Raw genomic sequence first — 12673 nt, forward strand, 5'->3', positions numbered from 1 at the left:
CTCGATCAGCCTACCACTTCGGTGACCGGCTGAAGGTCGATCTCAAAGGTCTCCAGAAATTTCGACGTCATGATGTAGAAGCCGACAGAGAGCTGCAGCTCGACGAGCGCGGCCGGCGTCAGTTTCGACGAGATCGCCTTAAAGGTCGCATCGGTCGGCTTGTTCAGCTTGACGATCTCGTCGGTGAAGGCGAGTGCGGCGCGTTGCGTCTCGTCGAAACAGCTCGCGGCCTGCCAGTTCTCGATCGCCTCATTCTGCTCGTCAGTTACGCCGACATTCTTGCCGATGCGCTTGTGCGCGACGATCTCATACGGCGCCTCGCACAAAATGCCGGTGCGGGTGATCGCTAGCTCGCGCACGATCGGATCGAGCTCGCCCTTGTGGCGGATGGCACCGCCGAGGCGGCAGTATTGCTCGAAATAGCTCGGCGAATGCGACATCATCCGGAAGATGTTGGCATTACGGTTCTTGTCGAGGATTTCGCGGGTGCGGTCGGATGCTTTGGATGGGTCGCTGTAGTTGATGCGGGCCATGATTTTCCTGAAGTTTTTCCCTAAGCCTTTGATGCTTTTTGTCGTTAGCGGCGAAAGTTCCACGAAACTGTATTCTTGCGCGTCCGCAGGAGCAACAACATCGAGTCAAAATGCCGCCGCATTGCTGAACGACCTTGGCACAGTCGATATTCGCCGCGTGGGGACTTGATCGCGGCGGATACTCGCAAGGGGTGTTCCGAGTAAAAACAATTGGCCGTTGGGCGCTAACCGCGCATCGATGAGTCACGCCCAAGTCTAGGGAGAAAACGGCATGAAGGAAGCCACCAAGGGGGCGGCCTCGGAAGCGTTCGCGCATATGCTGGCGGTGATGGCGATGCTCGTCATCGCCAGCATCCTGTTCTACGGGCGCTAGTTAAGAGCCGGGTGAGAGCTTTCGTCATTCCGGGGTGGCCCTCGCACAGGCCAGGCCCAGAATTCCCGTTCCAGGCTCGGTCTCTCAGGACCGCCCCCGAATGACGAATCCCACCGCTCGCGTTGCTGCGGTAGCCCGGATGGAGCGAAGCGCAATCCGGGAAAGTCTATCGGTGAGGTGAAAACCCGGATTTCGCTGCGCTCCATCCGGGCTACGCTCGAGCATTCAAAGTTCGCTATCTGTCTTTGGCGAAGAACGGCACAATCTTTCCGGCGAACAGCTTGAAGCTCGCATTGACCTCATCGCCGATGGCGAGATCATTCTCACCATGCACCATCATGCGAAAACCCTCGGCGCAATCGACCAGCAGGATGTTGTAGGGCACGTGCGCGCGCGTCTCGGGCGTGGCGGCGCGGCAGACCAGCGATGCCGCGTAGACCCTGCCCTTGCCGCTGGCGCGTTGCTCGCGCGGATCGGACGCGCCGCAGGCCGCGCAGAAGGCGCGACGAAAATACTGCACATGGCCGCATGGGGTGCAGGTCTGGAAGGTGATGGCCTCTTCACCCTTGGTCCAGTCGTTGAGATGCTCGCTCATCGCACCCGCTCCAGGAACATGGTCACGTGGGACGACAGCACGCCGCCGTCGCCGTGCAGCAGCGCGATCGAGGCGTCGCGCACCTGGCGATTCGCCGCCCGTCCCGTCATCTGCAGATGGGCCTCGACCAGATGCGCCATGGCGCCACCGACGCCGCAATGACCGTAGCTGAGCAGGCCGCCATGGGTGTTCAGCGGCATGGCGCCGTCGCGGCTGAAATGGCCTGCGCGCACGCGTGCGGCTGCTTCGCCGCGGCCAGCGAGACCAAGGTCTTCAAGCAGCATCGCGAGCGTGATGGTAAAGCTGTCGTAGATCGCCGCGTAGCGCACGTCGGAAATCGCCAGGCCGGTGGCCTCCCTGGCGCGGGCGACGGAGATCTCGGCGCCGAGCTCGCTTAAGCGCGGCGCTGCGGTGACATGCTGATGGGTATGGGCCTGGGCACAGCCGCGAATGCGCACGCCGGCCTCTCCTGTCCGCTCGCGGCTGATGACGAAGGCTGCGCCGCCGTCGGACACCGGGCAGCAATCGAGCAGCTTCAGCGGCATTGCCACGGGCTTGGAGGCCATGATTTCGGCGACCGTGATGGGATCGTGGAATTGCGCACCGGGATGGGTGCAGGCGTGGGCGCGCATCAGCACCGCGAATTCGGCGAGGTCTTCTTCCGTCACGCCGTATTCGTGCATGTATCTGTTCGCGACGAGGCCGTAATAGGCGGGAATGGTCGGGCCGAGCGGCATCTCGTAGTCGGGATGGCCGACCTGCGCCAACGCCTGGATTGAGGCATCGCGGCTCTGCCCGGTGAGGCGGTTCTCGCCGGCGACCACGAGCACATTGCGGGCGACGCCCGCTTCGACGAGATGATGGGCGAGCATCGTCATCGCGAGCCCGGTCGCGCCGCCGACCTGGACGGCATGGGCGTAAGCGGGCCGGATGCCAAAATGCTCGGCAAAGACGGTCGCCAGCATGATGTGCGGCGACACGGTGGAGTAGCCGCAGAGGATGCCGTCGATCTCGGCGCGCTCGAGCCCGGCGTCGTCGAGCGCGGCCTGCGCGGCCTTGCTCATCAGGTCCAGCGAGGACGAGCCTTCGTGCTTGCCGAAAGGCGTGAGGCCGACGCCGGTGATGAAGCTCATGGGCGCACCAATGCATCGTCATTCCGGGGCGGCGAACGGGTGACGCCATCGCGGACCATGGCGTCGATCTCGTCGGCGGAATAGCCGATCTCACGCAGGATTTCCGCGCCGTGCTCGTTGAGCTGCGGCGCAAGCCGCACCGGTTCGGCTTCGGTCTCGGACCAGGTCGCCGTCACCCTCATGCTCCGGATCGGCCCTTCAGTTGGATGGTTCACCACTGGGAAAAAGCCGGTCGCCTCCAGATGCTCATCGTGCAGCATCGACGCGAGATCGTGCATCGGCATCACAGGCACGTCGGCCTTGGTGAGCAGGTCGATCCATTCCGTTGTGGAACGCGTCTCGAAGATGCGCGCGAGCTCGGCATAGACCACGTCGATATTGGCGGCGCGGCCGGCGAATGTCGCGAACATCGCGTCGGCCCGCAGATCGTCGCGTCCCGTCGCCGTGAAGAAGTTCTCCCACTGCTTGTCGTTGTAGACGATGACGCTGAGATAGCCGTCCGACGTCTTGTAGGGCCGGCGGTCGCGCGAGAGATGGCGGGCGTAACCGCCTTTGTCGAGCGGGGGCTCATAGGTCAATCCGCCCATGTGGTCGCCCATGACGAAGCCGGCCATGGTCTCGAACATCGGGATGTCGACGCGCTGGCCGTGGCCGGTGCGGTCGCGATGCACGAGGCTGGCGCAGATCGCGCCCACAGCGGTGAGGCCGACGATGCGATCGACCAGTGCGTTCGGCACATAGCGCGGCACGCCGTCACCGGTCTGTGCCATCAAGGCCGGCAGCGCGGTGGCGCCCTGGATCAGATCGTCATAGGCGGGTTTTGCAGCATACGGCCCGTCCTGGCCGAAGCCGAACACGCCGGCATAGACCAGACGCGGATTGATCTTAGCAACAACATCATAGCCCAGTTGAAGCCGCGCCATCGCCTGCGGGCGGACGTTGTAGACGAGAACGTCGGCGTCTTTCAGCAAGCGCAGCACGGCCTCGCGGCCGGCGGGCTTCTTCAGGTCGAGGCAGATCGAGCGCTTGCTGCGGTTGGTGTTGAGGAACACCGGGCCCATGCCGGCGTGCCGCATCGGACCGATCAGGCGGGTGACGTCGCCGTCCAGAGATTCCACCTTGATGACGTCTGCGCCGTAGTCGCCGAGCATCTGGGTCGCATAGGGACCCATCAGCACGGTGGTCATGTCGACGACCTTGATGCCCTTCAGCGGTCCCATCGTTCGCTCCCGATTGCGCGGGCTCAGATGAGCCCTGCGATTTCGGTTCAGCTAACGGCAGCGGCGTCGCGTGCGCAAGGGCGGCCGGCGTATGGCCGCATGCGCCGGCGGCGAAAGGCCGCTATTTCTTCTGGCGGGATTCGCGAATCTTGAGGAGACGGTCGAGCTCCTCATTCTGCTGGTTGATGCGGTCCGCTATCCGCGACTCGTTCTGCTCACCCGAGGCGGCCGCGGCCTGCTCGATGAGCTGGCGGATATTGTCCTCGAGAATCGCGATGCGATCGTTGAGTGCGTCCATCGATAGCGAATCTTCGTAGTCATTGCTCATGATGCATGTCCCGCGAATCAATCAGTGCCGTAAGGTGGCCAAAGCGACGCGTGCCCACCATGATCTAGCGCAAACAAGATGGTGGGCACGGCGCTTGCGCGCCTTTGCCCACCCTACAAGATCGGGGCTTACTTCAGCGGCTCCAGCACGGAGACGTAGTTGGCAACCGCCGCACCGCCCATGTTGAAGATGCCGCCGAGTTTTGCATTCTTGAGCTGCATGCCCTCAGGCGCTTGGCCGGCGAGCTGCATCGCGGTCATCACGTGCATAGAGACGCCGGTGGCGCCGATCGGATGGCCCTTGGCCTTCAGGCCGCCGGACGGATTGACCGGCAGCTTGCCGTCCTTGAGCGTCCAGCCTTCCTTGATGGCGCGGGCGCCCTGCCCCCTCGGCGTTAGGCCCATCGCTTCGTACTCGATCAGCTCGGCGACGGTGAAGCAGTCATGGGTCTCGACGAAGGAGAGATCGGACAGTGTAACGCCCGCCTTCTCCAGCGCGCGCTGCCAGGCGACCGTGCAGCCCTCGAACTGGAGGATGTCGCGCTTGGACATCGGCAGGAAATCCTGGGCGTGCGCGGTGGCGCGGAAGCCGATCGACTTGCTCATGCCCTTGGCGGTTTCCGCGTCGGCCAGCACCAGGGCAGCGGCACCATCTGAGACCAACGAGCAGTCGGTGCGCTTCAGGGGGCCGGCAACGTAGGGGTTCTTCTCGCTCTCGGCGCGGCAGAACTCGAAGCCAAAGTCCTTGCGCATCTGGGCGAAGGGATTGGCGACGCCGTTCTTGTGGTTCTTGGCCGCGATCAGGGCCAGTGCATCGGACTGGTCGCCGTATTTCTGGAAATAGGAGCTGGCGATCTTGCCGAACACGCCGGCGAAGCCGCCGACGGTGTCGCCGTCCTCAGGCAGATAGGACGCCTTGAGCAGGTTCTTGCCGATCTCCGGCCCCGGCGTGCGCGTCATCTGCTCGACGCCGACGACGAGGACAATTCTGGCCGCGCCGGCCGTGATCGCGCGCACGCCCTGATGGACGGCGGCGGAGCCGGTGGCGCAGGCGTTCTCGACCCGGGTCGCCGGCTTGAAGCGCAGCTTCGGGTCGGCCTGGAGCACCAGCGAGGCGGTAAAATCCTGGGGCGAGAAGCCGGCGTTGAAATGGCCGAGCACGATCTCGTCGACATCGCCGGCCGAAATGCCGGCATCCGCCAGCGCCTCATTGGCGACCTTCACCACGAGGCTTTCCACGGTCTCGGTGTCGAACTTGCCGAACGGCGTATGCGCCCATCCGACGATGCTGGCGGTCATGGTCTTTCTCCCTGGCGGTCTCTTGCTGACCTAAGTCTTAGCCCAGGGATGGCAAGACTTCACGCGGGTTTAAGGGCCTGGAGGGTGCGCTGGCAGATGGCAGTTATGCCGGCCCAGTTCCCGGCCCTGATCTCCGCCGTCGGGCACAGCCAGGAACCGCCGACCGCGACCACATTGGGCTCCGCGAGCCAGGTTGCCGCATTGGCCTCGCCGACCCCGCCGGTCGGGCAGAACCGCACGTTCGGGAACGGCCCACCCAGCGAGCGCAGCCCCTTGATGCCGCCGGCCTGCTCGGCCGGGAAAAATTTTGCAATGTCGAAGCCGTAGGACAGCGCCATCATCAGCTCGGAGGCCGTGGCGATACCCGGCGCAAACGGCAAGGAGCTATGGGTGGCGGCCTTCAAGAGGTCCGGGGTCAAGCCCGGGCTGATGCCGAACGCAACGCCGAGCTTCTCGACACGGGTAAAGTCGGCCGGATTGAGAATCGTGCCGATGCCGACCACCGCCTCGGGCACCTCGGCCATCATCGCCCTCGCCGCCTCGATCGCAACAGGGGTACGCATGGTCACCTCCAGCGTGCGGACGCCGCCGGCCACCAGCGCACGCGCCAGCGGCACCGCATCCTGGATACGCTCGATGGTGAGGACGGGAATGACAGTCGCGGCCTTGAACAGCGCGGCGAGGTGGTTCTGTTGGGCAGTCGTGGTCATCTTGGCTTTCGTTTCACTTGGTCGCTTGACGCGTGGTCGCCGGCCGATGCCGTTTCTTCGGCGGCATGGCATAACCCGGAATGATGGCGCCGGAATAGCAGATGACGAGGCTGGCGAGGCGGTGCCCGGCCTGCGCGGCCTCGACCGGGTCGGAACCGGCGAGCCGTGCCGCGATATAGGCCGCCGCAAAGCTGTCGCCGGCCGCGGTGGTGTCGACCACGGGCTTGGTCATGGGCTCTGCGCGGACCTCGTAGGGCCCCCCGGGAAAGCGCAGCAGGCTGACCGGCTCGGCGAGCCGGAACACCAGCTCGGGGCTTGGGATGCGCGCCATCAACTGCTCGTGGCTTTCGCCGGGATAGAGAGCGAGCAGATCCTCGGTCGAGGTCAGCACGATGTCGGCTGCCGCGAAGGCCGCTGAAAACACCTCGCGCGCGACCTCACGATCCGGCCATCCCCGCGCGCGAAAATTGGTGTCGAACACGAAGCGGGTGCCAAGCAGACGCGCGCGCTTGATCGCCGCGAGCAGGCGCTCGCGCCCAGCCGTGTCGTAGATCGAGAGCGTGATCGCAGAGAGATAGACGATGTCGTAGCTCATCAGCGAGTTGAGGAGATCGTCCGTCTCCGGCAGGTTCATCAGCTGGCGCGCCGCCGCACTGTCGCGCCAGTGGAAGAACTGGCGCTCTCCCTTCGCATCCAGCTGGATCATGTAGAGGCCGGGCAGCTTGCCCGGCAGCCGCGCGACGCGCCTCGTGCCGACGCCCTCCGCAGTCCAGGCCGCCATCATCTCATCGCTCAGGGCATCGTCGCCAAGCGCGGTGAAATAATCGACCTTGACCTCGAGCCGCGCGAGGTAAACGGCCGTGTTGAGGGTGTCGCCGCCGAATCCACGCGAGTAGAGGCCCCCGCCCTGCCCGCTGGAAGGTCCGGCGGATTGTCCACCCTGGGCCTGCCGGAGCTCGACCATGCATTCGCCGATGCAAGCAACGCTCGCCATCACTTTACCCGCTCAGTCAGAGATCAGGCGACGAAATTGCCGCCGAGCTCGTCTTCGATGTGAATGCGGATGATGTCGTCGAAAGTCTTCTCGGCAGTGGTGAAGCCGAGCTCGAGCGACCGCTTTGCATTGAAGTTGCGCGGCCAGCCGCCGACGATGCTGACGATAAAGGGATCGGGCTCCCGCTTGATGCGGGCGGCGACCTTGTCGCCGGCGACGCGCTTCAGCGCAGCGATCTGCTCGCCAACCGTCGCCGACAGACCCGGCATGGTCAAATTACGGCGCGGCCCCACCGCGGCGAGGTCCATGGTGCCGGCATGCAGCAGGAAGCCGACGGCGGAGCGCGGCGTGGCATGCCAGTGGCGGACGTCCTCGGACACGGGAAGAACCGCTTCCTTGCCGGCCAGCGGCTCGCGCAGGATGTTGGAGAAGAAGCCCGATGCCGCCTTGTTGGGCAGGCCGGGCCTGATGCAGATGGTCGGCAGGCGGATGCCGATGCCATCGAGGAAGCCGCGGCGGGAATAGTCGGCCAGCAGTAATTCGCCGATCGCCTTCTGCGTACCGTAGCTCAGAAGCGGCGTGTGGAAGAACTCGTCGCCGATCGCATCGGGGAACGGCGCGCCGAACACCGCGATCGAGGACGTGAAGACCACGCGCGGCTTGTAGCCGCCGCCTGCAAGCCTGACGGCATCGAGCAGCATTCGCGTGCCGTCGAGATTGATGCGGTAGCCCTTGTCGAAATCGAGCTCGGCTTCGCCCGAGACGATCGCGGCGAGATGAAAGATCACGTCCGGACGGCCGGCGATCAGCTTTTCGGCCGCACCCGGCACGGCGAAATCGCTCGACACGGTCTCGACGGCAAAACCGGCTCTTTCGGGCGCCTTCGGCTCGACCACGTCATGCATGGTCAGCTTGGTGATGTCGCTCTTGCCGAGCCGGCCGTCGCGCGACAACCGTTCGCACAATTTGCGGCCGACCATGCCGGCGGCGCCCAGAACCAGAATGTGCAAGAGCCTACTCCTTTTTATTGGCCGGAACGCGCCGATTTCGGCGATTCGTCCCGGCGCGCTCTCGAGGCAGGCCCCGCGATCATTCCTTCACGGCGCCGGTCATCGCCGACACATAATACTCGACGAAGAAGGAATAAAGGATAACTACGGGAACCGAGCCGGTCAGAGCCGCCGCCATCAGGGCCCCCCAGTGGTAGACGTCGCCATTGACGAGCTCGGTGATCGCGCCGACCGGGATCGTCTTGTTTTCGGACGAGGAGATGAAGGTCAGCGCGTAAATGAACTCGTTCCAGGACAACGTGAAGGCGAAGATGCCCGCCGAGATCACGCCCGGCAGCGAAAGCGGCAGCGTGATCTTCATCAGAATCTGCAGCCGCGTCGCCCCGTCGATCAGCGCACACTCCTCCAGCTCATAGGGGATGGTGCGGAAATAGCCCATCAGGAGCCAGGTGCAGAACGGGATCAGGAAGGTCGGATAGGTCAGGATCAGCGCCAAATTGCCGTCGAACAGCCCGAGCTGAAACACGATCGCCGCCAGCGGAATGAACAGAATGGAGGGCGGCACCAGATAGCCGAGGAAGATCGCAAGGCCGACATAGCGCGAGCCCTTGTAGCGAAGGCGTTCGATCGCATAGGCGGCGCAGACGCTGGCGAACAGGGAGATGAAGGTCGAGGACACCGAGACGATCACGGTGTTCCACATCCAGAGCGGATAGTCGGTGTCGAAGAACAGCTTCTTGATGTGCTCCAGCGTCGGATGCACGATCCAGAACGGATTGTACTTTTCGTAGTCGTACATCTCCGCGTCCGGCTTGAACGTCGCGACCGCCATCCAGTAGAACGGGAACAGCAGGAAGAAGATGATCAGGCCGAGCGGAAGGTAGACCCGAAAAAACTTCCGCGGGAAGCTCTCGAGATAGTCCATTCCGACGCTTTGGTCGTCTGCCGTGGTCATGGTCAGTCCCTCCCGCCCTGCTGCCAGCGGGAACGCTGAAGCCCGAAAAAGCTGAGCAGGATCGCCGCGACCAGGAACGGAATCATCGCGTTCGAGATCGCCGCCCCCTCGCCGAGATTGCCGCCGGTGATGGCGCGCTGGAACGACAGCGTCGCCATCAGATGGGTGGAGTTGATCGGTCCACCCCGCGTGATGGTGTAGATGAGCTGAAAGTCGGTGAAGGTCATCAGCACCGAGAACGTCATCACGACCGCGATGATCGGCGACAGCATCGGCAGCGTGATGTGGCGGAAGCGCTGCAGATTGGTGGCGCCGTCGAGATTGGCGGCCTCATAGAGCGAGGGCGAGATGGTCTGTAATCCCGCCAGCAGCGTGATCGCCACGAAAGGCACGCCGCGCCAGATATTGGCGGCGACGACCGACCAGCGCGCATTCCAGGGATCGCCAAGGAAATCGATATAGCGCGTGATCAGGCCGGCCTTGATCAACACCCAGGAGATGATCGAGAACTGGCTGTCATAAATCCACCAGAACGCGATCGCAGAGAGCACCGTGGGCACGACGAAGGGCAACAGCACGATCGCCCGGATCATCGACTTCATCGGCAGCCGCTCGTTGAGCAGCAGCGCCAGGTAAAGGCCGATGGCGAATTTCACCGCGCTGGCGGCGACCGTGTAGAAGATCGTGTTGAACACCGAAAGCCAGAACACTGAGTCCTTCGCCAGCGAGACGAAATTCTGGAAGCCGATGTAGCGCCCGGCGCCGCCGATCTTGGTGTCGGTCATGCCGAGCCAGAAGCCCAGCGCCAGCGGGTAAGCCAGAAACAGGATGAGGATGGCGATTGCCGGCACCATGAACATCGCGCCGAGGAAATGCCGGCTCTCGAATGCTCTGGTCCACAAGCTGCTGCGCTTGGCCTGCGCGACAGTGGACTCGGCCATAACTGCCATGTCGGATTCCCCTCGACGAAAAGTCGCGGCGTCCGGCGAACCGGACGCCGCGTAGATTGGAGCTGATCAGACCTGATAGTAGCGCTTGGCGCGCTCGGCTGCGCGTGCGGCTGCCGCCTTCGGCGTCACCGAGCCCGACGCCGCCTCGGCGAACATGTCGACGACGACGAAGTCGCCCATCACCGCGGCCGAGGCATAGCCGAGATCGCCGGCATAGCCGTTGTCGCGGCAGCGCTTCAGGCAGTCGCGATACGGCGTGATCTTCGGATCCGACGTCCACACCGGGTTGTCGTTGTAGGCCGGAAGCGGCGGTGAGACGTAGCCGTTGGAGGAGACCTCCCAGGCGTCGTAGTTCGCCTTGTCCATCATGAACTTGATGTATTCCTTGACCGCCTTCGGATACTTCGAGTGCTTGTAGCCGTAATAAACCAGCACGTTCTGCTGCTCGGTCGACACGCCGACCGGACCGATCGGCATCGGCGCGTGGTTCATGTCCTTGGCGATCTCCTGCTGCTTCGGATCGGTCGAGTTCTTTCCGACGGTCCAGATCGAGATGCCGTTCAGCGTCAGGCTGAGCTCGCCGTTGAGGAACGCCTTGTTGTTGTTCGAGTCGTTCCACGACAGCACGCCGGGGATGAAGGTCTCGTAGAGCTGCTTGACGTATTCGAGCGCGGCGATCGTCTCCGGCGAGTCGATCACGACCTCGTTCTTTTCATTGACGACTTTGCCGCCGAAGGCCCACAGCGCCCACTGGCACCAGCCGTTGGCGTCACCCGTGGCGTGGCCGAGCGCGAAGCCGGCCGGCGTGTTGTTCTTCTTCAGCGCCTGGCAGAGCTTGAGGAAGCCGGCAGTGTCCTTGGGAAATTCATCGAAGCCGGCGGCCTTCACGTGGCTAACGCGATAGTTCAGGCAGCCGCCGGTCGCGCCCTGCGGAATGGCGATCCAGCTGTTGCCCTTCTTGCCGTAGCGTTCGGCAACCGGGTACCAGCCGCCATACTGCGCGCCGAGATAGTCGGCGACGTCAGTCATGTCGATCAGCTTTTCCGGGAATTTGTGGGGATCATCGAGCGTTCCGATGATCAGGTCGGGACCGGCGCCGACATTGGCGGCGACCGCGGCTTTGGGGCGGATGTCCTCCCAGCTCTCGGCCTCGAGCTTGATCTTGACGCCGGTCTTCTCGGAGAACGCCTTGGTCTGCTCGGCGAATTTGTCGAACTCGGCCTGAATGAACTGCTTCCAGCGCAAGACGCGGATGGAAGCGTTCGGCTCGGGCGTGTTGGTCCACTCTGCCGCGCGTACCGGGACAATGCCCGGGCCGGCCAGCAGCGCCGCGCCGCCCAGACCGACTTTAAGCACACTTCGCCTGTCGAAATCGCTCATCGTTCTCTCCCTAAATTTTATATTTGTATTGGGTCGTCTTGTATTGGGGCAGTTCTGCTTGGCAGTTCTTTGGCGTCGCTATACGCGTTTGCCCGTCGCCTCGTCGAACAGATGAATCACGGAAGGATCGGGCTTCAGCTTGACCTTGTCGCCCGGGTTGAACTGGTGACGTTCGCGGAAGACCGCGACGACCTGCTCACCACCGAGCTTCGCAAACACCTGCGTTTCCGAGCCGGTCGGCTCGACCACGACGATCTCGGCATCGGCGCCGTCGTCAGCGATGGTGAAATGCTCGGGACGCACGCCGTAAACGACAGGACGCCCGTCGGACGCCGCCGGCGCGTTCCTGAGCGGCAGCTTGACGCCATTCGGCCCCTCGAAGGTCGCAACGCCGTTGACCCGCACATGACCCTTCAGGAAGTTCATGGACGGCGAGCCGATAAAGCCGGCGACGAACTGGTTCTCGGGCTTGTCGTAGAGCTCGAGCGGCGTACCCATCTGCTCGACGATGCCGTCATGCATGACCACGATTTTATCGGCCATGGTCATGGCCTCGATCTGATCGTGGGTGACGTAGACCGTCGTGGTCTTCAGCCGCTGGTGCAGCTCCTTGATCTCGGTGCGCATCGCGACGCGCAGCTTGGCGTCGAGGTTCGACAAGGGCTCGTCGAACAGGAACACCTGCGGATCGCGCACGATGGCGCGGCCCATGGCGACGCGCTGGCGCTGGCCGCCGGAGAGCTGGCGCGGATAGCGTTCGAGCAGCGGCGACAGTGCCAGGATCTCGGCGGCGCGCTTGACGCGCTTGTTGATCTCTTCGGTGCTCTCGCCCCGCAGCTTCATCGAGAAGCCCATGTTCTCGCCGACCGTCATGTGCGGATAGAGCGCGTAGTTCTGGAACACCATCGCAATGTCCCGCTCCTTGGGCTGGACATTGTTGACGACGCGGTCGCCGATCGAGATCGTGCCTGAGGTGATGTTCTCGAGACCGGCGAGCATGCGCAGAAGCGTCGACTTGCCGCAGCCGGAGGGACCAACCAGGACGACGAACTGGCCGTCCTCGATCGGAATCGAAACGCCGTGCAGGACTTCAAAATTGCCGAACGATTTCCGCACGTCGCGGATTTGCACAGACGACATCTAGCTCCCTCCTCGAAAGTCCACGACGCATCTCGCGCCGCGACCGTCTTGTTT

13 protein-coding genes are annotated in these 12673 nt (G+C 63.6%); all 13 read right to left on the reverse strand.

All coding sequences use genetic code 11. The features are described 5' to 3' along the window. Positions 1 to 5: 5 nt before the first annotated feature. Positions 6 to 533 (reverse strand): carboxymuconolactone decarboxylase family protein, encoded by a 528-nt coding sequence (locus AC0L3B_RS10760; RefSeq protein WP_473380374.1) that lies wholly within the window; start codon positions 531 to 533, stop codon positions 6 to 8. Between the two features lie 608 nt (positions 534 to 1141). Continuing rightward, the gene (locus tag AC0L3B_RS10765) at positions 1142 to 1501 is read right to left on the reverse strand and encodes a Zn-ribbon domain-containing OB-fold protein (protein ID WP_473380375.1); all 360 of its coding nucleotides are present in this window, start codon (positions 1499 to 1501) and stop codon (positions 1142 to 1144) included. Continuing rightward, positions 1498 to 2634: a thiolase family protein gene (locus AC0L3B_RS10770; RefSeq protein ID WP_473380376.1), complete on the reverse strand. Its 1137-nt coding sequence runs from the start codon at positions 2632 to 2634 to the stop codon at positions 1498 to 1500. The genes AC0L3B_RS10765 and AC0L3B_RS10770 overlap by 4 nt, the downstream gene beginning before the upstream one ends. Further along, positions 2631 to 3854, reverse strand: a complete 1224-nt coding sequence (locus tag AC0L3B_RS10775; protein ID WP_473380377.1) for a CaiB/BaiF CoA transferase family protein — start codon at positions 3852 to 3854, stop codon at positions 2631 to 2633. The genes AC0L3B_RS10770 and AC0L3B_RS10775 overlap by 4 nt, the downstream gene beginning before the upstream one ends. Positions 3855 to 3975: 121 nt before the next feature. Then, on the reverse strand, positions 3976 to 4182 hold the full coding sequence (locus AC0L3B_RS10780) for a hypothetical protein (RefSeq protein ID WP_027517389.1): 207 nt from the start codon (positions 4180 to 4182) through the stop codon (positions 3976 to 3978). Positions 4183 to 4310: 128 nt separating this feature from the next. After that, on the reverse strand, positions 4311 to 5480 hold the full coding sequence (locus AC0L3B_RS10785) for an acetyl-CoA acetyltransferase (protein WP_473380378.1): 1170 nt from the start codon (positions 5478 to 5480) through the stop codon (positions 4311 to 4313). 59 nt (positions 5481 to 5539) lie between these two features. Next, complete coding sequence (eda, locus tag AC0L3B_RS10790) at positions 5540 to 6190, reverse strand: bifunctional 4-hydroxy-2-oxoglutarate aldolase/2-dehydro-3-deoxy-phosphogluconate aldolase (RefSeq protein WP_204510940.1); 651 nt, start codon at positions 6188 to 6190, stop codon at positions 5540 to 5542. A 13-nt stretch (positions 6191 to 6203) separates the two neighbouring features. Further along, positions 6204 to 7184, reverse strand: coding sequence for a sugar kinase (locus AC0L3B_RS10795; protein ID WP_473380379.1), 981 nt, complete (start codon positions 7182 to 7184; stop codon positions 6204 to 6206). A gap of 23 nt (positions 7185 to 7207) precedes the next feature. Continuing rightward, complete coding sequence (denD, locus tag AC0L3B_RS10800) at positions 7208 to 8194, reverse strand: D-erythronate dehydrogenase (RefSeq protein WP_247369214.1); 987 nt, start codon at positions 8192 to 8194, stop codon at positions 7208 to 7210. Positions 8195 to 8273: 79 nt separating this feature from the next. Next, positions 8274 to 9149 carry a carbohydrate ABC transporter permease gene (locus AC0L3B_RS10805; protein ID WP_007592322.1) on the reverse strand — a complete coding sequence of 292 codons (876 nt, stop codon included), beginning with the start codon at positions 9147 to 9149 and terminating at the stop codon, positions 8274 to 8276. A gap of 2 nt (positions 9150 to 9151) precedes the next feature. After that, positions 9152 to 10099 carry a carbohydrate ABC transporter permease gene (locus tag AC0L3B_RS10810; protein ID WP_007592324.1) on the reverse strand — a complete coding sequence of 316 codons (948 nt, stop codon included), beginning with the start codon at positions 10097 to 10099 and terminating at the stop codon, positions 9152 to 9154. A 66-nt stretch (positions 10100 to 10165) separates the two neighbouring features. Next, entirely contained in the window at positions 10166 to 11479 is a 1314-nt protein-coding gene (locus AC0L3B_RS10815) for an ABC transporter substrate-binding protein (RefSeq protein ID WP_018459245.1), read from the reverse strand. 78 nt (positions 11480 to 11557) lie between these two features. Beyond that, entirely contained in the window at positions 11558 to 12619 is a 1062-nt protein-coding gene (locus AC0L3B_RS10820) for an ABC transporter ATP-binding protein (protein ID WP_007592328.1), read from the reverse strand. Positions 12620 to 12673 lie beyond the last annotated feature (54 nt).

It is taken from the genome of Bradyrhizobium sp. Kon56, from assembly GCF_055807635.1.